Here is a 19496-nt window from a genome sequence, read left to right as displayed (position 1 = left end):
ACAAAAATGGGACAAATTGGAACAATCCGGCCATCGCTATAAATATATTTATTTGTTATTTATTTGATATTAATCACACATTAACCGGGGCGAATAAATAGATGCAAAGTTTACGCAACATTCTCTTGAACCTAATTATTGCCCTGAGTTTAGCTCCCGCGAGTTACGCTAATGAATTGGTTATTGCCACCACCTTCTCCCCCGAAGCTACCGCGCATATCATTGCGCAATGGCATAAACAGCCGCAGGCAGTTTCTATTCGAACGCTAAATCGCACTAGCTCTTCCCTAGAGCGTTTACTGGATACGCCAATGGGGGAAAATATCGATTTGGTGCTGACCTCATCCCCGATGTTGATGCAGCATTTGCAGGATCATCAGCGTTTGGCTACCTTGCCTACGCTGGCAGTACATAATCAGCAACGCGTTCCAGAATCCATCCGCAGCTCCACGGCGGCGGTAGCCATTTCCGGCTATGGCATTCTGGCCAATAGCGCACGCTTAAAAGAAAAGCATTTACCCACGCCGGTCACCTGGGACGGATTAAAAGACGCCCGCTATCAAGGGATGATTTTAATGAGCAGCCCTTCTCGCTCCGACACTAACCATTTGATGATAGAAACATTGCTACAGCAACGGGGCTGGCAGCAAGGCTGGGAAACCCTGCTGGAAATTTCCGGTAATCTGGCCACAATTTCTTCCCGCAGTTTTGGCGTTTCCAATAAAATCAAAACCGGACTCGGCCTTGCCGGCCCCATTATCGATAATTACGCCACTCTGTTGCTAAAAGACCCGCAGCTCAGTTTCAGTTACTTTCCTGAAAGCGGCGCTTCACCGACTTTTATCGCCATGACGAAAGGCAGCTCGCGCCAAACCGACGCCGCCCGTTTCATCAATTTTCTACTGAGTGACAGCGGGCAAAAAGCACTTTCAGATACCGATACCGGCAAGTATCCAGTTTCCCCGTTACCCGTTGAAGATCCGCGCGCCAAACAGCAACAGCGCTTATTACAGCAAACGCCGCTGGATTATCGCCAGATCCTGCAACGGCAGAAACTCGTGCAGCAATTGTTTGATACCGCGATCACTTTCCGCCTGCACCAGCTACAGGATGCGTGGAAAGCTTTGCACAGCGCCGAAGCTCGTCTAAAACGCCCTCTGCCGGAAATCCGGGCATTGCTGACCGCCGTACCCGTCACTCCGCAGCAGGCTGTGGATATGGATTATCTGCAACGCTTTAACCAGGGGCCGGATAACGCAATGGAGTCAGAGCTAATGATTTGGCAACAGTTCTTCCAAAAACAGCAGCATTTGGCGATCCAACAGTTGGAATCGCTGAAATGAACCCGCTTTTCTATCGCATCACTATCAGCTCTATTTTGCGCTGGGCATTTGCCTTTGGTGCAATACTGACTCTGTTTGTCAGCGCCGTCAGTTTGTATTCATGGCACGCCCAAAGTAGCCAGATTCGCTATGCGCTGGATGATTACTTTCCTAAAATTCAGGCGTCCTTTCAGCTGGAAGAAAATCTGAATGCACTCATTCAGGAATTGAATGAATTCCAGCATGCCCCCAACACAACGGCGCGTATTCAAATGCGCGATCAGATTGCTCATCGGCTGGATACCATCGAAATGGCCAGCCGACGTCTGACACCGGACAGCCAGCGCCAGTTGGCAACGACGTTGACCCGAAGTCGGGAACTGCTTTCTCGATTGGATAGTGCGCTATACAGTAATTTCCTCGCCAGAGAAAAGATCACCGAGCTCGCAGCACGGATTAACTGGCTTCACGATGATTTCAATACCGAGCTAACGTCGCTTTCTCAGGATATTAGCTGGCAGCAAGGCTCGCTCATCGATCAATTAACGCAGAAAACCAGTCTGGAAAAAAATCACCAGTTGCAAAGTACGCTGCGCAATGTTCAGGATGAATTACAGCTGGTTTACGCCCTTGCGCACATTGAAACTCAGGTGGTTGACGATCTGCGCGAACAACTGGCCAATCCGAATATTGATAGCCTGAATAATCACATTCGTTACCTGAGCTACCTAAAGCAAACTGCGGAATCCAACATGCAATCGTTGGCAAAACATCCCAGCACCATCACTCTGCGCCAGACTATCGATGAATTGCTCAATTTAGGCACCGCAGAGCTAAAAATGCCGGCTATTTTGCAAGAACGGGCAACGGCGCTGGCATTGCTGGAGGAAACCGTGAATGCGAAAGAGCAAACCCTCACTCGCTTTCGCAGTCAGATTGAAAACCAGTTGGGCAACAGCCACCAGCAGTTACAAACCTTCAATCAACGCCTCGGCGATATTATGGGCATCAGCGGCCTGCTGATTATTGTCGCAACCCTCCTGGCTCTGCTGTTTGCCTTTACGCTCAATCATTTCTATATTCGCTCACGCTTGATCAAACGCTTTACCCTGTTAAATCAATCGGTAGCGCGTTTAGGCTGCGGCGAACTGGATACAACTATTCCGGTCTACGGAGGGGACGAACTGGGGCGAATTGCTGGATTACTGCGCCGCACCATCGGCCAGATTAATCAGCAAAAAAATCAGCTTAAACAAGAGATTGATGAAAGACGGCTCATTGAGAAGGATTTACGTACTGCGCAAGATGAACTGATTCAGGCGGCTAAACTGGCGGTAGTCGGGCAGACGATGACCACCCTTGCTCATGAGGTAAATCAGCCTCTCAATGCCCTGTCGCTGTATTTATTCAGCAGTGAAAAAGCGCTTAAAAACGGCGATAACGCCATGCTGGAGGCCAATCTGGATAAAATGCGCGGTTTGATTCTGCGTATTGTGAATATTATTAAGCAGCTACGACAATTCTCCCGTCGCAGCGATGCACATCAACAGTTACACCCCATCGATCTACGAGCCAATCTGGATGCGGCCTGGGATCTTTTATCCTTGCGTCATCGTCCACTCAAGGCGCGGTTCATCCAGCCAGAAAGTTTCCCTTTGGTATACGGCGACGATATTCGTATTCAGCAAGTGTTGGTCAACTTATTGACCAACGCGCTAGAAGCCAGCGCTCAACATCCGCCAATCATTGAGGTTTCTTTCGAACAACAGGCAGAAAATCTATTGCTGACTCTGCGAGATAATGGTCAGGGCTGGCCGCTAGCGCTGGCGGATCGATTGCTTAAACCTTTTACGACCAGCAAAGAAGTGGGACTGGGTATCGGTCTATCGATTAGCCAGTCCATTATGGAGCAGTGCGCAGGAGAGCTGCGGTTGGCGTCAACATTAGACCACCACGGAATGGTGATATTGCAATTCAGGAGTCTGAGCCATGTTAACTGATGAACAGCAAATTTTACTGATTGATGACGATATTGATGTGCTGGACGCCTATTGCCAGATCCTGACGCAAGAAGGTTATCAGGTAGCGGCATACAGCTCACCGCAGGCGGCAGCAGAACTTATTACCACCGATTGGCAGGGTATGGTCATCAGCGATGTCTGTATGCCAAACCTTTCCGGCATGGCTCTGCTGGAAATTTTGCTCGCCAAAGATCGTCATCTGCCGATATTGCTGATCTCCGGCCACGGCGATGTTCCCATGGCGGTGGAGGCGGTGAAAAAAGGTGCCTATAACTTTCTGGAAAAACCAGTCAATCCGGAAAAATTACTGCAATGCGTTCAGCTGGCGCTGGCAGATAGACAGGCTCTGATTGCTCGTCGTCACTGGCAGCGGGAGCAGCTTAGCGAACATCTGTTGGGCAACAGCGGTTGGGTTCGGCAACTAAGAGAACGCCTGCAGATGCTGGCCGATATTGATGTGCCGGTATTTTTTTACGGTGAGCTGGGAACCGGCCGCTCTCTGGCGGCACGCTATCTGCACCAACTGAGCCAACGCCGCAATAATCCGTTGATCATCATCGATCCTACCAGCGATGAGAATATCGACCTCAATAGTTACATCAATCAGGTACAGAACGGTACATTGGTAGTAAAAAACATTGAACGGCTCGCCAGCCAGCAACAGCGTGCTTTGGCGCAACTGCAAAACCCTGAAGAATGTCATTTCCGTTTAATTGCTTTGAGCAACTCCTTACCTGCACAGTTGGCCGCTCAGCAATTGCTGGTTCCCGAACTCTACTATCGATTTTCTCTTAGCCATATTGAGTGTTTACCCTTGGCAAAGCGCCCTGGCGATATTGAGGTACTATTCCGCCATTATCTGGAAAATGCCTGTAAACGTCTGGATCGCCAGCAGCCACAGCTGAGTGAGGCTTTCGTAAAAAGGTTGTGTCGCCGTCCGTGGCCGGGAAATATTCGAGAGTTATTAAACGCGGCAGAATTATTTGCCGTTGGCGTGACGCCATTGACCGAAACCAGCATGGAATGGGTGACTGAAACTGACTGTGGCCCGTTGGATGAACGAATTGAACAGTATGAGCTGAAGATAATTAATGAGGCGCTAAATATCCATCAGGGAAGAATTAACGACGTAGCAGAGTATTTGCAAGTACCGCGCAAAAAGCTCTATCTACGGATGAAGAAATACGGCATCGATAAAAAAGACTATCGCTATTAGCTTTCGGAAATAACAAAGGGCGCATTAGCGCCCTTTCAGAATCAGATACCGTCTCAGTTATGGACGATAAACTTTTACGTTCTTGTAGCCCTGCTCACGCAGATATAGCGCCTGCAAACGGCTCATCACGCCACGCTCACAGTACAGCAAATAGGTTTTGCTCTGATCCAGATCGCCAAACTGAGTGCTTAACTTATAGAAAGGCAAGGTCCGTACTTCTACCGGAGCCAAAACCAACGGCTTCTCTTCCTGCTCATCCGGCGCGCGAATATCCAGCACCACATCGGTATCAGCCAGTTCTGCTACGGTTTCTACTTCAGCCACCTGTTCGCGGCTTTGCTCGGCGATAGTGCGGATATCCACGTTTTTCGCTTCGCTCACTACACGATCGAGAATTGAGAAATCAAAGTGCGACTCTTCTTCCTCAATTTTAGCTTTCACCGCTTTAACCGTTGGGCTTTTAGAAATCACACCACAGTATTCCGGCATGGTTTTGGCAAAGTCTTCGGTACCGATCTCGCGCGCCAAATTGATAATGTGTTCTTTATCATGGGAAATCAGCGGGCGCAGAATCAGCGTGTCAGATGCGTTATCGATCAACCGCAGGTTGGTCAACGTCTGGCTGGAAACCTGCCCCAGCGCCTCACCGGTTACCAACGCCTGCACGCCATAGCGCTCCGCGACCTGAGAAGCCGCTCGCACCATCATGCGCTTCAGCACTACGCCCATCTGACCGTCTTCGACTTTCTCCAGGATTTCCCCAACCACAGGTTCAAAATCGATCGCCACAAAACGAACTTTGTGAGAGCTACCGAAGCGGTTCCACAGATAATGAGCCACCTGTTTTACGCCAATTTCATGAGCTGAACCGCCAAGATTGAAGAAGCAGTAATGCACCCGACAGCCGCGGCGCATCAACATATAGCTGGACACGCCGGAATCAAAACCGCCAGAAATCAGTGATAAAACATCTTCCTGCGTACCAATAGGGAAACCGCCCAAACCTTCGTGACGAGCTTTGATCAGCACCAGTTTATCTTGATCGATTTCCAGATTGACCGTGACCTGAGGCGCAGTCAGTTTCACTTTAGCCGTCTCAATATGCTGATTCAGACCGCCGCCGACGTAGCGCTCTGCTTCGCCGGAACTGAACTCGTGCTTACCACGGCGTTTTACCCGCACGCAGAAGGTCTTGCCCACCAGCGTGTCACGATAAGCTTCCAGCGTTTGCTCGAAAATATCGTGTAGATCGGTGTAACTACGGTCTTCCACTTCCAAAATATGGTGAATACCGGGAATTCGGGTTAAAGCGTCACAGATCGCGGGGCCAAGATTTTCATCTTTGGTACGCACTTCAATATGATCCCAGTGACGAACCACCGCCAGCGAGTCATCAAGGTGTTTCAACACGTTGCGAATATTGGTAGTAAGAATCTTAATGAAGCGCAAACGCACAGTTTGACTCTTGATGGTGATTTCTGGGAACAATTTAATGATAAACTTCATGGCGGTCTTTAGTTGTCTAGTATGATGAGTGAATTAGGTTGCTATCGAAAGAACAATACTGTTGAGTCAAAATGACCGGACGACGCAGCGGTAAATAGCGAGTCACTGAGTAAATGGACGATGTTATCGTTAAGGCTAACTCCGGGCTGTCTGCCTTACCAATAATATTCAAGGCGCGGAGTATATCACCATATAGTGGATATCTGCTTAATAAAACCCGAAGCAAACGCCACGATTTGCTCGGCATAATTCGTTACAATAGCCCAAAACCGAGAGTGGCCCACCGGCCCCATGACGCCAACTTAACGTTGAAAATAAAATATGCCTAGAAAAGCTGCATCACCAGAAGCTACGGATAAGCCAGAGGCTACCGTAAAAAGTAGCGCCAGTTTTGAGACTTCACTCAGCGAGCTGGAGCAAATTGTGACCCGCCTGGAGTCAGGTGAACTGCCGTTGGAAGATGCGCTTAACGAATTCGAACGCGGCATACAGTTGGCTCGTCAAGGCCAGCAAACGCTGTTGCAGGCAGAACAACGGGTTCAGATATTGCTCAGTGATGACACCGATGCGCCGCTGACGCCTTTTACGCCGGATACCGAATAAACATGTCCCATCAGAACGAAATGAACCAACCCGTTGTTTTTACAGAGCAGTTGGCGATATATCAACAACGAGCTAATGATGCATTACTGAGTTTTATTGCACCGCTGCCGTTTAACGACAGCGAGCTAGTGCAAGCAATGCGTTATGGCACGTTGTTGGGCGGTAAACGACTGCGCCCCTATCTGGTGTACGCCACCGGCCAAATGTTCGGTTTGTCGCTCTCGACGCTGGATGCGCCAGCGGCAGCGGTAGAATGTATACACGCCTATTCTTTGATACATGACGATTTGCCGGCGATGGACAATGACGATCTGCGCCGTGGTCAGCCAACTTGTCATATCAAATTTGGCGAAGCCTGCGCGATTTTAGCCGGCGATGCCCTGCAAACGCTGGCATTTAGCATTTTAGCCGATGCGCCAATGCCGGACGTCGCCATGCAGGATCGCGTCAGCATGCTGTCCGAACTGGCAAAATCCAGCGGCGTAGCCGGAATGTGTGGCGGACAGGCATTGGATCTGGCAGCAGAAGAGCGCCATATTTCACTGACGGAGCTGGAGCAAATTCATCGTCATAAAACCGGCGCGCTGATCCGTACCGCGGTGCGCATGGGCGCATTGGCTGCGGGAAAACCCGGCCATCGGGCTTTGGAACAGTTAGATCGCTACGCCGATGCCATTGGCCTCGCCTTTCAGGTTCAGGACGATATTTTAGACGTTATCGGTGATACCGCTACAATAGGCAAACGCCAGGGTTCAGACCAACAGTTAGGCAAAAGCACCTATCCGGCCCTACTGGGTCTGGAAGCTGCCCAAACCAAAGCCAGAGATCTTTATCTCGAAGCGCTGGATGCTTTGGCTGAACTGTCGTATGACACCGCCTCACTGCGGGCGCTAGCGAGTTTTATAATTGAACGCGATAATTAGAAACAATTAATCCAGTAGGCGTTACTCGTGCAGAATAATATTCTGCCGCCAGCGCACCGGTGTTCAGACGATTTCTGATCCCGGCACTGCCCTGCCGGGAATGGTAATGCAGCAGCCTACGTAAACACCTCTGATATGAGCATCGAATGAGTCTTGATATAGCCAAATACCCGACACTGGCACTTGCGGAGAACCCCGAGGAACTGCGTTTACTGCCAAAAGAAAGCCTGCCCAAGCTATGCGATGAGCTGCGACAGTATTTACTCGACTCTGTTAGCCGTTCTAGCGGCCACTTTGCGTCAGGGTTGGGAACGGTTGAGCTGACCGTGGCCTTGCACTATGTCTATAACACGCCGTTCGACCATCTGGTGTGGGATGTCGGTCATCAGGCGTATCCTCATAAGATTCTAACCGGTCGACGCGATCGTATTGCCACCATTCGTCAAAAAGAGGGTTTACATCCTTTCCCTTGGCGTGATGAAAGCGAATATGACGTGTTATCCGTCGGGCATTCATCCACGTCTATCAGTGCCGGCTTAGGTATGGCCGTGGCCGCCGAACGTGAGGGTAAAGGCCGCCGTACCGTCTGTGTGATTGGCGATGGCGCGATTACCGCAGGTATGGCGTTTGAAGCCATGAACCACGCCGGTGATATCAATCCGGATATGCTGGTCGTGCTCAACGACAATGAGATGTCGATCTCTGAAAACGTCGGCGCGCTGAATAATCATTTGGCCCAATTATTATCCGGAAAACTGTATTCCACGCTGCGCGAAGGAGGAAAAAGAGCCTTCTCCGGCCTGCCGCCGATTAAAGAACTACTCAAACGTACTGAAGAACATCTGAAAGGTATGGTGGTTCCGGGTACGCTGTTTGAAGAGCTCGGCTTTAATTATATCGGCCCGGTTGATGGCCACGACGTACAAGCTTTAACCCAAACGCTGAAAAATATGCGTAGCCTCAAAGGGCCGCAACTTCTGCATATTATGACCAAAAAGGGCAAAGGCTACGCACCAGCGGAGAAAGATCCTATCGGCTGGCATGCGGTACCTAAGTTCGATCCTGCGCTAGGTACTTTGCCAAAAAGCAAAAGCGATTTACCCACCTATTCCAAAATATTCGGCGATTGGCTGTGTGAAACGGCTGAAAAAGACAGCCAACTGATGGCCGTTACCCCTGCTATGCGCGAAGGCTCTGGTATGGTGCGGTTCTCCCGTGAATTCCCGCAGCAGTACTTCGATGTGGCCATAGCAGAACAACACGCGGTGACCTTCGCTGCCGGTCTGGCGATTGGTGGCTATAAACCGGTTGTAGCGATCTACTCGACTTTCTTGCAGCGAGCTTACGATCAGCTGATTCACGATGTGGCTATTCCTAATTTACCGGTACTCTTCGCTATCGATCGCGGCGGTATCGTCGGCGCTGATGGACAAACCCATCAGGGCGCTTTCGATCTATCATTTATGCGCTGCATTCCTAATATGGTCATCATGGCGCCAAGCAATGAAAATGAATGCCGTCAGATGTTATTTACCGGCTACCACTACGACGGTCCAGCGGCGGTACGCTACCCTCGCGGGAATGGTACTGGCGCAGTTTTAGAGCCATTACAGGCTCTTCCTATCGGCAAAGGTATTGTGCGTCGTCAGGGTGAAAAAGTCGCAATTCTGAGCTTCGGTACATTGCTTTCTGAAGCGCAGCAGGTGGCAGAAAATCTGAATGCTACATTAGTGGATATGCGCTTTATCAAGCCGTTAGATGAAGAGCTGGTATTAGAAATGGCAGCCCGTCACGATTTACTGGTTACGCTGGAAGAGAATGCAATCATGGGTGGCGCTGGCAGTGGTATTAACGAGCTGTTAATGGCAAAACGCCAGCAAGTTCCGGTACTCAATATCGGTTTACCCGATCGCTTTATTCCGCAAGGTGAGCAGGATGAAATGCGCGCCGAATTTGGTTTAAGCGCAGCGGGTATTCAGAAGACAATTGAAGACTGGCTAGCTTAATCGGCCATTACCCATAATTGGGGCTGATATCACGCAAAAGGGCACAGCTTAAACGCTATGCCCTTTTCTATTTAGCATATTCTCATCAGATAAACCTAACCCACACCACGGAAAGAAAGCTAAATTTTTTAGTGACTTGCCATGCTATGAGTTGTTCTGGTATTAGCCAAAAAGCGCTAAAGGCCATTGGTGCCCGATAAAATAAATCACTGCCGCTGCCCCCACGCCAGCAATGATATCGTCGACCATAATACCCATACCGCCATGAAGATTTCGGTCAAACCAACGGATTGGCCAAGGTTTCCAGATATCCAGAATACGGAAAACGACAAACCCCGCCAGCACCCACTGCCAGTCATTCACCGGTAATGCCATCAACGTGATCCACATTCCGACAAACTCATCCCAGACGATACTGCCGTGATCGTGAACTTTCATATCTTTAGCGGTTCGATGGCAAATATAAACGCCAATGCAAATGCTAAACATCACGACCAGAGAGTAAAGTTGCCAAGGCAATTGGATCAACAGCAACCAAAATGGAATGGCGGCAATCGACCCCATAGTGCCCGGTGCCCACGGCGATAAACCGCTACCAAAACCAGTCGCCAGCAGATGCCAAGGATTGGTTAATCGCAGACGTTTCTTCGCCTCATCCATGGTTAGCCTTGGCTGGTAAAGTGATCGAAACCGCGCAAACCGACGTCAACAGGTTTGCCATCGCTAAAGAACTTCACCCCTTCGGATAAAGGAGCTATCTGACCAATACAAGTATAGCCCGCTCCGGCGTGGCTGAGCGCCACATCTAACGCCCCACGATTGATTTCAGGGACGGTAAAGCACAGTTCGTAATCTTCACCGCCGCTGAGTGCCCAAATCAGCGCTTGCTCAGGATCAACCTGATTTTTCATCGCATCTGAATAAGGTAGGGCGTCCAGCTCGATACGTGCACCGCAGTTGCTGGCTTTCAAAATATGCTGTAGATCGGAAATCAACCCATCGGAAATATCGATGGCTGAATTAGCCAAATCCCGCAATGCCTGCCCTTGCAGAACCCGTGGCTGTGGCCGCAGATGACGATTGATCAGTTCAGCCCGATCCTTCGCATCTTCAACCCGCAGCTGATTTTGCAGAATGGCTAAGCCAGCCGCGCTATCACCCAAGGTGCCACTGACATAAATCCAGTCGCCAATTCTGGCACCGGATCGGGTCAACGCCCTGCCCGCAGGAATAAGCCCTTGAATAGTCAGCGTCATACTTAACGGCCCACTGGTGGTATCACCGCCGATAAGCTGCATGCCATAGTAATTGAGTTGATCAAACAGACTGTCACTGAATGCCTGTAGCCAGGATTCGTTCACATCAGGGAGGGTAAGTGCTAAAGAAAGCCAGGCTGGGTCCGCGCCCATCGCTGCCAAATCACTGAGGTTTACCGCTAAAGCCTTGTAGCCCAAGTCTGCCGGGTCAATATCCGGTAAGAAATGGACGCCTGACACTAAGGTGTCTGTGCTGACCGCTAACAGTTGTCGTTCACCGACTGTTAGTAGCGCACAGTCATCGCCAATGCCCAACTCCACGTCCCGGCGGTTACTCCTGAACCGGTCAAAGTAGCGAGCAATGAGGTCAAATTCGCCACATGCCATAATACAATTCCAGAAAGGTTAGCCGATATATAAATTAAGGCCGGAAACCGGCCTTAATTTATATCGTTGATGTAATGCGATTATTTTCGTTTACGCACGACTGGAGCAACTTTGTCCAGCACGCCGTTAACGAATTTATGGCTATCTTCAGCGCCGAAAATTTTGGCCAGTTCGATCGCTTCATTGATTGCCACTTTATAAGGGACATCATCACGTTTGCTCAGTTCAAAAATCGCAAGACGCAGAATCGCTTTTTCAACCTGACCTAATTCTTCGAGTTGGCGTGACAGATACGGCGCCATTGCAGCATCCAGCGCGGTTACATTCACCGCAACGCCGGACAGCAACTCGCGAAAATAGGAGATGTCTACATCTTTGACATCCTGCTCCGACAGGAACTGTAATTCAACATCAGCGATGTCGTTTTTAGACAACTGCCATGAGTAGATCGCTTGAACAGCGCACTCACGAGCGCGGCGACGAGCAGCAGGTTTCACAGAATTCCCCTTAACTTAACTAAATTCAGCCTTTAATAGCTTTGATTACATTAATCATTTCAAGTGCGGTCAGGGCAGCTTCTGCACCTTTATTACCCGCTTTAGTACCAGCGCGCTCAATAGCCTGCTCAATGCTTTCAGTGGTTAAAACACCGAAAGCCACAGGGATATCGCTGTTCATGGCAACGCTTGCCAAGCCAGAACTTGCTTCACCAGCAACAAACTCAAAGTGCGCAGTGCCCCCACGGATCACAGTACCCAGAGCGATAACCGCGTCATAACGATTAGTTTTTGCCAACACATTAACAGCCAACGGCAACTCATAGGCACCCGGCACCCAAACAACGGTAATGTTGTCGTCGGAGACCTGACCAATGCGCTTCAGGGCATCAATTGCGCCTTCCAGCAGACTGTCATTGATAAAGTTGTTAAAACGCGCAATCGCAATCGCCACGCGGGCAGTAGGAGTAGCAACAACACCTTCGATAACGTTCATAGCTTTCCTCAATATCGGTTCATACCCCGCAGGGGGGCGGATTCTATCATATTCTTTCGCTGCCTGCGCCTGCGCATTTGTAAAACGCCCGACAAGACGGCCACCGGTAGGAAAATCTCCTACCATAAATTGGGGTTAATACCTCGGTTTTAGGCGTAATCGTAAATCAGGGCCTATCTGCCGCACTTCACTAAAGCTGAACTCGGGGGCCTGGGAAAGTTGATCCATTCCGGGCAAATGGCATAAACCACGGGCGCTATCACCGAGTAATTTGGGCGCGACATAGAGGATAAGTTCGTCGACCAAGCCAGCCTGCAATAATGCGCCGGCCAGCTGTGGCCCGGCTTCCACCCAGACCGAGTTAATTTGGCGTTTGCCAAGTAGCATCATCAGCAAGACCAAATCGATGCCGTTACCGTGATGTGGGAGCAATACCTGCTCGACGCTATCCGGCCACGGCTGCTGATCGGCCTTGACTCTTGCCAGCCAGCAGTTTCCCTCCTGCTGCACCACCTGATGAGTTGGAGCAACGCGATTCTGGCTATCCAGAATAATACGAGTTGGCTGTCGTAGCGCCGATTGCGGGTAAATTCGTTGGGTTTCTGCATCCAGTTCCGACCAACGTACGGTCAGCGAAGGATCGTCAGCCAGCACCGTTGCGCTGGTGCTAAGAATCGCCGAACTTTGGGCTCGAAAACGCTGAACGTCTTGTCTGGCCTGCGGAGAAGTAATCCACTGACTTTCCCCGGATGCCATGGCGGTTTTACCGTCCAGCGACGCCCCCATTTTCAATTGAACATAAGGAAATCCGGTACGCATACGCTTCAGGAAACCAAGGTTAACCGCCTCGGCTTCGGCCAGCATCACCCCATCCACGACTTCGATACCCGCCTGTTTGAGCCTATACATTCCGCGCCCTGCGACCTGAGGATTCGGATCTTGCATCGCGGTAACAACCCGCCGAATCCCCGCAGCGACAAGCGCATCCGCGCAGGGAGGCGTGCGCCCGTGATGGCTGCAAGGTTCTAGCGTAACATAAGCGGTCGCACCTTTAGCGGCGTCTCCTGCCATGCGTAACGCATGTACTTCCGCATGAGGTTCACCGGCACGAAAATGGTAACCTTCTCCGACGATCTGACCATCCCGAACGATCACACAGCCAACGTTAGGGTTTGGCGAAGTCGTAAATCGCCCTAAACGCGCCAGTTCAAAAGCTCGGGCCATATAAATCTGGTCGGAATGCATGCTAATCCTTAAATTCTACGGAAAGAACCCACTCTGAAAGAATCAGTCCTGCAATCTGGCAATTTCTTCGCCAAACTCACGAATATCTTCAAAGCTACGATAAACCGATGCGAAGCGGATATAGGCGACTTTATCCAGTTTTTTCAACGCTTCCATCACCAGATTACCCACCATTTTGGTTGGCACTTCACGTTCGCCGGTGGCCCGCAGTTGGGATTTAATATGGCTAATGGCCATTTCAACGTCGTCCGAGCTAACGGGGCGTTTTTCCAACGCTTTCAACATCCCGCGTCGCAGCTTATCCTCGTTGAAAGGTTCGCGAACATCATCACTTTTGATCACGCGAGGCAACACCAACTCGGCGACCTCAAAAGTGGTAAAGCGCTCATTACAGTCCAGACACTGGCGGCGACGGCGAACCTGTGAGCCATCACCCACCAGACGGGAGTCAATCACTTTGGTATCAACGGCGGCACAAAATGGGCAATGCATAGCAGTTCCTGATAATTGTTCCCAAATTTGCCTACAGTTTACCGCGAAGTGCCACGACAACAAAGGCTCAAGCCCATTTGTTGCGTAGCGTTGCGCAGTTATTGGTGAAATTATGTGTAAGACCTCGACCTGGCAATGACTTTCCCATTTATCGGGGCTAAGCTAGATGATAGATATACTGAAAAGGAAATCATTATGATGACAACCAGTTATCCTCGAATTTGTTTATTGGCCGCAGTGATAGTACTGGCCGGTTGTGCGCAGGATCCAGAGATTCCCGCGCTGAAAAATCAGGTTGGCCAGCTAAGCCAAAAACTGCAAACCCTGACCAATCAAGCATTAGCCGTAGAGCAGCAAAACACGCTGAACCGCCGCTCGCTTAACGGCGTTTACCTGTTGCCGGCTGCCAATACGCCTGCGGTGTTGAACAGCAGCGTCGGCAAACTTGGGGTTTCACTGACCGATATCTCCAGTGAAGCGAATGGATCTCAGGCATTGCTGCATATCCGTAGCCTGACAGACCAACCGCTCCCAGCCATGAGCGCCAACGTTGAGTGGGGACAATTGGATCCAACGACAGGCCAGCCATTAACTGCGGACGTTTTGTCACAGCCCGTCGCTATTAGCGCTTCTCTTTTGCCAAAAACCGAACACACCATTGAGTTGCGACTGAGCGGTCTCACACCGGAACAGCTAGGTTATATTCGTTTTCATCAGGTGGTTAACGCCGCTGATGCCGAAAGAGACGCGGTAAGCGAGTCTTTACTTCCTGCTCAATAAAGGTTTCTAGCCACTAAAACGCCAGTGCTCAGACCAGCCCCCGCTCAGCCTCAACTTGGCCAGCTTCACGAGTTCCAGATGTCAGGAACCAGTGCTACCGTCTTTCACTGTGGTTTAAAAGCAAAAAGCCCCGAAATTTTGGACTACAGTCCACGATTCTCGGGGCTTTTTATTACGCCGGAGTTAACCCAAAGATTAACTCTAACGCCTTTGGTTAAGGAAGAATAGAAGGCTGGTCAGCCCCTTCTTTCTCAACTTTCTGCTGTAGCATATGCTCGCGTTTCATACCCAATTTCAGCGCCAATGCAGAGGCGACATAAATGGATGAGACAGTACCGATAGATACACCGATCAACATGGTCAGTGAGAAGCCTTGCAGCATCGCACCACCGAAGATGAACAGCATCAGTACCACCATCAGGGTAGTTGCCGAGGTCATAATAGTACGGCTCAACGTCTGGGTCAGGGACACGTTCATGATTTCGTAAGGCGTTCCGCGACGAATCTTACGGAAGTTCTCACGAATACGGTCCGATACCACGATGCTATCGTTCAGTGAGTAACCAATAACCGACATTAATGAAGCAATGATGGTCAGGTCAATCTCTATCTGGAACAACGACAGAATTCCCATAGTGATGACCACATCATGGGCCAGAGCGATAACCGCCCCCAGCGCCAGTCGCCATTCAAAACGGAAGCCGACGTAAACCAGGATAGACAGCAAAGCCACCAGAAGCGCCATCCCGCCAGCCTGAGCCAAATCACTGCCCACGCTTGGTCCGACGAATTCGATGCGTTTTACCGTTGCATTCTTATCAACAGATTCATTGATAACCGAAATAACACGGTTACCTAATTCCTGACCCGCAGTACCAGTCGCAGGCGGCATACGTACCATCACATCACGGGTACTACCGAAGTTCTGCAGAATTGGCGACTCAAAGCCCGCTTTTTCCAAAGTGTCACGCATTTGATCAAGATCTGCTGGTTTTTCCAGGTTGATTTCAATCACCGTACCACCGGTGAAATCCAATCCCCAGTTAAACCCCTTTACAGAAATAACCGCAATGGATGCCACTAACAGCAACAACGAAATGCCAAAGGCCACGTTGTCCCAGCGCATAAAGTCATAGACTTTACGGCCATAGTTCAGTTGCTCAACAGTATAATCCTGTGCCACAACGTACTCCTTAAATAGACAGCTTGTTAACGCGCTTGCCGCCGTAAAGCAGGTTGACGATGGCACGAGTACCCACTATTGCGGTGAACATTGACGTAATAACGCCGATTGCTGTCGTAATAGCAAAGCCTTTAATCGAACCGGTACCCACAGCATACAGAATAATCGCTGTGATCAACGTCGTGACGTTCGCATCGATGATACTGGAGAAAGCACCTTTGTACCCTTCGTGTATCGCCTGCTGAATCGACCGCCCGTTTTTAAACTCTTCTTTAATACGCTCGTTAATCAGTACGTTAGCATCAACCGCAACCGCAAGGGTTAACACGATACCAGCAATACCCGGCATGGTTAATGTCGCCCCCGGTAGCAGAGACATCACGCCGACGATTAACACCAGGTTGGCGAGCAGCGCGGTACTAGCAATCACACCAAATTTACGGTAGTAAACCACCATGAACAGGATAGATACCGCCAGACCCCACAGGCAGGCTTCCAGACCCTGGGCAATATTTTGTGAACCCAAAGTTGGGCCGATAGTTCGCTCTTCCACAATCTGGATTGGCGCAATCAAGGCACCGGCACGCAGCAACAGAGACAGTTGGCGAGCTTCGTTCGGGTTATCAATACCGGTAATACGGAAGCTGTTACCAAGGCGAGACTGAATGGTCGCGACGTTGATAACTTCTTCTTGTTTAACCAGAATGGCGCGACCGTTGGCATCTTTCTTACCGCTGTCTTTATATTCCACAAACAAAGTTGCCATCGGCTTGCCGATGTTGTCTTTGGTGAAATTGGACATGGTAGAGCCACCGGCGCTATCAAGTGAAATATTCACCTGAGCCTGATTGTATTCGTCGGTACTGGAAGTAGAGTCAGTGATATGGTCGCCGGTCAGGATAACGCGCTTGTACAATACAACCGGGCGTCCTTCACGGGTATTTTTCACTTCTGAATCGCCCGGCACACGGCCAGAGGCGGCAACAGAACCATCAACGTTGGTATTAACCAAACGGAATTCCAGCGTTGCCGTGGCACCAAGAATCTCTTTGGCACGGGCAGTATCCTGAATCCCCGGCAATTCAACCACAATACGATCGGCACCCTGACGCTGAACCAATGGCTCAGCCACACCTAATTGGTTAACACGGTTACGCAGAATCGTAATGTTTTGCTGAACAGCATATTCCCGAGCTTCACGCAGGCGATCGTCACTCATCACGGCTTTTAATGTATTGCTGCCGTTAGAGTTGATGACTAAATCACGGTGACGGGAAGAAAGATAGCTAATGGCTTCATCGCGGGCTTTGTCATCGCGAAAACGCACTTCAACGCCGTAATTATCGAGTTTACGCACCGCAGCGTAAGGAATACCTTTTTCACGCAAATCGCTGCGCAGGGTATCCATTGTCTGCTCTTGCAGCTTGCCTAACGCCGTGTCCATATCCACCTCCATCAGGAAGTGCACACCGCCACGCAGGTCAAGGCCCAGCTTCATCGGCTCAGCGCCCAGTCTGGCCAGCCAGCTCGGTGTTGCCGGTGCCAGGTTCAGCGCAATCACGTATTTGTCGCCCAGCGCTGTCATTAATGCCTCACGGGCACGCAGCTGAACATCAGGATCTTTAAAGCGAGCCAGAATTGCACCGTTTTCCAGGGCAATAGACTTGCTCGCTATGTTGTCTTTTTCCAAGACAGTACGGACTTGGTCCAGCGTTGTTTCACTGGCGGCGATACCTCGCGCGCCAGTGATTTGAACAGCCGGATCCTCACCATAAAGGTTGGGAAGCGCATACAACAGACCGACGAGAATCACGACGATCAGCATGACGTACTTCCACAAAGGATAACGGTTCAACACGGTAGTTCCCTTAGGGAAAATCGAAAATTACAGAGCCTTCATTGTACCTTTCGGCAAAACGGCAGCCACGAAGTCACGCTTGATCATTACTTCAGTGGTGTCATTCAGTGCGATAACGATATAGCCAGTTTCCGCAACTTTAGTAACACGACCGATCAAACCGCCAGTGGTCAAAACTTCGTCACCCTTACCGATAGAGTCCATCAGCTTTTTATGTTCTTTAGAACGTTTTTGCTGTGGGCGCAGGATCATGAAGTAGAAGATCAGACCAAAGACCACCAGCATAATTACCAGGGAGTACGGGCTTCCTTGAGCCGGAGCCCCTGCAGATGCGACAGCATCAGAAATGAAAAGACTCATTAAAATTCCCTCATTGTTATCAATATCAGTAGTGTGACATCAGTGTGTTAAAATTAGTAACCGCAAAATCCTAACCGTTCAATCTATAATTACAAGTTAATAATTTCTAAATCAAACGTTTAATGGTGGAACAGGTTTCCCGATCCGACCATAGAAATCTTCAACGAAGCTCTCTAATTTACCGTCTTCAATAGCCTGACGTAAACCCGCCATCAAGCGTTGATAATAACGCAGATTATGAATGGTATTGAGTCTGGCACCCAGTATTTCGTTGCAACGATCCAGATGATGCAAGTAGGCGCGACTATAATTGCGACAAGTGTAGCAATCACATTCAGCATCCAGGGTCGACGTATCATCTTTATGCTTGGCGTTACGGATTTTCACCACGCCATCGGTAACAAACAGATGTCCGTTACGGGCATTTCGCGTTGGCATCACGCAGTCAAACATATCAATACCGCGGCGTACACCTTCAACCAAATCTTCCGGCTTGCCGACGCCCATTAAATAGCGTGGTTTATCCGCTGGAATCTGTGGGCAAACGTGCTCAAGAATCCGGTGCATATCTTCTTTTGGCTCACCTACCGCCAGGCCGCCCACAGCGTAACCATCAAAGCCGATATCTACCAGTCCTTTTACCGATACATCACGTAAATCTTCGTAAACGCCGCCCTGAATAATACCAAATAAGGCATTTTTATTATTCAGCTCATCAAAGCGTTGACGACTGCGGGCTGCCCAACGCAATGACATTTCCATTGAACGCTTGGCATAATCCCAATCGGCTGGATAAGGCGTACATTCGTCAAAAATCATGACGATGTCTGAACCTAAATCGTATTGAATTTCCATCGATTTTTCTGGGCTAAGGAACACGGAATCGCCGTTGATCGGGTTTTTGAAATGCACCCCCTCCTCTTTGATTTTCCGCATTGCGCCTAGGCTGAATACCTGGAAACCGCCGGAGTCGGTCAGAATCGGCCCGTGCCATTGCATAAAATCATGCAAATCGCCGTGCAGCTTCATGATTTCCTGCCCAGGACGCAGCCACAGGTGGAAAGTATTGCCCAGCAGGATTTGCGCGCCGGTTTCTTTCACTTCTTCCGGCGTCATGCCTTTAACGGTGCCGTAGGTGCCCACGGGCATAAAAGCCGGGGTTTCCACTACGCCGCGCTCAAAGACCAAACGGCCACGACGAGCACGCCCATCGGTTTTTTGTAATTCGTACTTCACAGAACCTCCAGCATCAGATAAACAGTCTGACGCGTGATTAAAAGGAACGCATGATAGCAACTGTCTAAGCCGCTACACAAGCCAGCCAGCTTAAGTGGTGTTTGTCGTG

General features: G+C 50.0%; 18 protein-coding genes. 7 read left to right on the top strand and 11 right to left on the bottom strand.

Annotation, left to right across the window (positions count from 1 at the left end):
- Positions 1-101: 101 nt before the first annotated feature.
- Genes PL78_RS00365 through pgtA form a run of 3 tightly spaced genes read left to right on the top strand, consistent with a single transcriptional unit; the run spans position 102 to position 4559 of the window.
- Complete coding sequence (locus PL78_RS00365) at positions 102-1343, top strand: ABC transporter substrate-binding protein (protein WP_084414257.1); 1242 nt, start codon at positions 102-104, stop codon at positions 1341-1343.
- Positions 1340-3322 (top strand): two-component system sensor histidine kinase PgtB, encoded by a 1983-nt coding sequence (pgtB, locus tag PL78_RS00360; RefSeq protein WP_064512217.1) that lies wholly within the window; start codon positions 1340-1342, stop codon positions 3320-3322. The genes PL78_RS00365 and pgtB overlap by 4 nt, the downstream gene beginning before the upstream one ends.
- The gene (gene pgtA / locus PL78_RS00355; protein ID WP_064512215.1) at positions 3312-4559 is read left to right on the top strand and encodes a two-component system response regulator PgtA; all 1248 of its coding nucleotides are present in this window, start codon (positions 3312-3314) and stop codon (positions 4557-4559) included. Before pgtB ends, pgtA begins: the two co-directional genes overlap by 11 nt.
- Positions 4560-4616: 57 nt before the next feature.
- Here pgtA and thiI read toward each other — a convergent pair whose 3' ends face one another.
- Complete coding sequence (gene thiI, locus PL78_RS00350) at positions 4617-6065, bottom strand: tRNA uracil 4-sulfurtransferase ThiI (RefSeq protein ID WP_064512213.1); 1449 nt, start codon at positions 6063-6065, stop codon at positions 4617-4619.
- A 321-nt stretch (positions 6066-6386) separates the two neighbouring features.
- Here thiI and xseB point away from each other — a divergent pair, with 321 nt between their 5' ends.
- The 3 genes from xseB (at position 6387) to dxs (ending at position 9597) form a co-directional block, all read left to right on the top strand.
- Complete coding sequence (xseB, locus tag PL78_RS00345; RefSeq protein WP_064512212.1) at positions 6387-6668, top strand: exodeoxyribonuclease VII small subunit; 282 nt, start codon at positions 6387-6389, stop codon at positions 6666-6668.
- Between the two features lie 20 nt (positions 6669-6688).
- The gene (ispA, locus tag PL78_RS00340; protein ID WP_084414365.1) at positions 6689-7591 is read left to right on the top strand and encodes a (2E,6E)-farnesyl diphosphate synthase; all 903 of its coding nucleotides are present in this window, start codon (positions 6689-6691) and stop codon (positions 7589-7591) included.
- Positions 7592-7737: 146 nt separating this feature from the next.
- Positions 7738-9597, top strand: coding sequence for a 1-deoxy-D-xylulose-5-phosphate synthase (dxs, locus tag PL78_RS00335; protein ID WP_064512208.1), 1860 nt, complete (start codon positions 7738-7740; stop codon positions 9595-9597).
- A 162-nt stretch (positions 9598-9759) separates the two neighbouring features.
- On the opposite strand, the gene pgpA is transcribed toward dxs, so the two are convergent.
- The 6 genes from pgpA to nrdR form a co-directional block, all read right to left on the bottom strand.
- Entirely contained in the window at positions 9760-10257 is a 498-nt protein-coding gene (pgpA, locus tag PL78_RS00330) for a phosphatidylglycerophosphatase A (protein WP_064512206.1), read from the bottom strand.
- 2 nt (positions 10258-10259) lie between these two features.
- Positions 10260-11240 (bottom strand): thiamine-phosphate kinase, encoded by a 981-nt coding sequence (gene thiL / locus PL78_RS00325; protein WP_064512203.1) that lies wholly within the window; start codon positions 11238-11240, stop codon positions 10260-10262.
- Positions 11241-11320: 80 nt separating this feature from the next.
- Positions 11321-11737, bottom strand: coding sequence for a transcription antitermination factor NusB (nusB, locus tag PL78_RS00320; RefSeq protein WP_049598505.1), 417 nt, complete (start codon positions 11735-11737; stop codon positions 11321-11323).
- Positions 11738-11762: 25 nt separating this feature from the next.
- Positions 11763-12233 carry a 6,7-dimethyl-8-ribityllumazine synthase gene (ribH, locus tag PL78_RS00315; RefSeq protein ID WP_064512201.1) on the bottom strand — a complete coding sequence of 157 codons (471 nt, stop codon included), beginning with the start codon at positions 12231-12233 and terminating at the stop codon, positions 11763-11765.
- Positions 12234-12368: 135 nt separating this feature from the next.
- A complete protein-coding gene (gene ribD / locus PL78_RS00310) occupies positions 12369-13478 on the bottom strand; it encodes a bifunctional diaminohydroxyphosphoribosylaminopyrimidine deaminase/5-amino-6-(5-phosphoribosylamino)uracil reductase RibD (protein WP_064512199.1) in 1110 nt (369 codons plus the stop codon).
- Between the two features lie 42 nt (positions 13479-13520).
- Positions 13521-13970: a transcriptional regulator NrdR gene (gene nrdR, locus PL78_RS00305; RefSeq protein ID WP_049598500.1), complete on the bottom strand. Its 450-nt coding sequence runs from the start codon at positions 13968-13970 to the stop codon at positions 13521-13523.
- Between the two features lie 198 nt (positions 13971-14168).
- Between nrdR and PL78_RS00300 the strand changes: the two genes are divergently transcribed.
- Positions 14169-14750, top strand: coding sequence for a SadB/YajI family lipoprotein (locus PL78_RS00300; RefSeq protein WP_064518162.1), 582 nt, complete (start codon positions 14169-14171; stop codon positions 14748-14750).
- 214 nt (positions 14751-14964) lie between these two features.
- Here PL78_RS00300 and secF read toward each other — a convergent pair whose 3' ends face one another.
- The 4 genes from secF to tgt all read right to left on the bottom strand — a co-directional run bounded on the left by secF (position 14965) and on the right by tgt (position 19387).
- The gene (gene secF / locus PL78_RS00295) at positions 14965-15933 is read right to left on the bottom strand and encodes a protein translocase subunit SecF (RefSeq protein ID WP_049598498.1); all 969 of its coding nucleotides are present in this window, start codon (positions 15931-15933) and stop codon (positions 14965-14967) included.
- A 10-nt stretch (positions 15934-15943) separates the two neighbouring features.
- The gene (gene secD, locus PL78_RS00290; RefSeq protein ID WP_071889681.1) at positions 15944-17791 is read right to left on the bottom strand and encodes a protein translocase subunit SecD; all 1848 of its coding nucleotides are present in this window, start codon (positions 17789-17791) and stop codon (positions 15944-15946) included.
- 27 nt (positions 17792-17818) lie between these two features.
- Positions 17819-18151, bottom strand: coding sequence for a preprotein translocase subunit YajC (gene yajC, locus PL78_RS00285; RefSeq protein ID WP_042527720.1), 333 nt, complete (start codon positions 18149-18151; stop codon positions 17819-17821).
- A 111-nt stretch (positions 18152-18262) separates the two neighbouring features.
- A complete protein-coding gene (gene tgt / locus PL78_RS00280) occupies positions 18263-19387 on the bottom strand; it encodes a tRNA guanosine(34) transglycosylase Tgt (protein ID WP_049598493.1) in 1125 nt (374 codons plus the stop codon).
- Positions 19388-19496 lie beyond the last annotated feature (109 nt).

It is taken from the genome of Yersinia entomophaga (assembly GCF_001656035.1).
Classification (GTDB): Bacteria; Pseudomonadota; Gammaproteobacteria; order Enterobacterales; family Enterobacteriaceae; genus Yersinia; species Yersinia entomophaga.
Note: the sequence above shows the minus strand (reverse complement) of the source record. Positions and strands in the feature narration are given on the sequence as shown.

Coding starts and splice junctions, on each gene's coding strand:
- PL78_RS00365 (WP_084414257.1), top strand. CDS start 102: ATGCAAAGTTTACGCAACATTCTCTTGAACCTAATTATTGCCCTGAGT.
- pgtB (WP_064512217.1), top strand. CDS start 1,340: ATGAACCCGCTTTTCTATCGCATCACTATCAGCTCTATTTTGCGCTGG.
- pgtA (WP_064512215.1), top strand. CDS start 3,312: ATGTTAACTGATGAACAGCAAATTTTACTGATTGATGACGATATTGAT.
- thiI (WP_064512213.1), bottom strand. CDS start 6,065: ATGAAGTTTATCATTAAATTGTTCCCAGAAATCACCATCAAGAGTCAA.
- xseB (WP_064512212.1), top strand. CDS start 6,387: ATGCCTAGAAAAGCTGCATCACCAGAAGCTACGGATAAGCCAGAGGCT.
- ispA (WP_084414365.1), top strand. CDS start 6,689: ATGAACCAACCCGTTGTTTTTACAGAGCAGTTGGCGATATATCAACAA.
- dxs (WP_064512208.1), top strand. CDS start 7,738: ATGAGTCTTGATATAGCCAAATACCCGACACTGGCACTTGCGGAGAAC.
- pgpA (WP_064512206.1), bottom strand. CDS start 10,257: ATGGATGAGGCGAAGAAACGTCTGCGATTAACCAATCCTTGGCATCTG.
- thiL (WP_064512203.1), bottom strand. CDS start 11,240: ATGGCATGTGGCGAATTTGACCTCATTGCTCGCTACTTTGACCGGTTC.
- ribH (WP_064512201.1), bottom strand. CDS start 12,233: ATGAACGTTATCGAAGGTGTTGTTGCTACTCCTACTGCCCGCGTGGCG.
- ribD (WP_064512199.1), bottom strand. CDS start 13,478: ATGCATTCCGACCAGATTTATATGGCCCGAGCTTTTGAACTGGCGCGT.
- nrdR (WP_049598500.1), bottom strand. CDS start 13,970: ATGCATTGCCCATTTTGTGCCGCCGTTGATACCAAAGTGATTGACTCC.
- PL78_RS00300 (WP_064518162.1), top strand. CDS start 14,169: ATGACAACCAGTTATCCTCGAATTTGTTTATTGGCCGCAGTGATAGTA.
- yajC (WP_042527720.1), bottom strand. CDS start 18,151: ATGAGTCTTTTCATTTCTGATGCTGTCGCATCTGCAGGGGCTCCGGCT.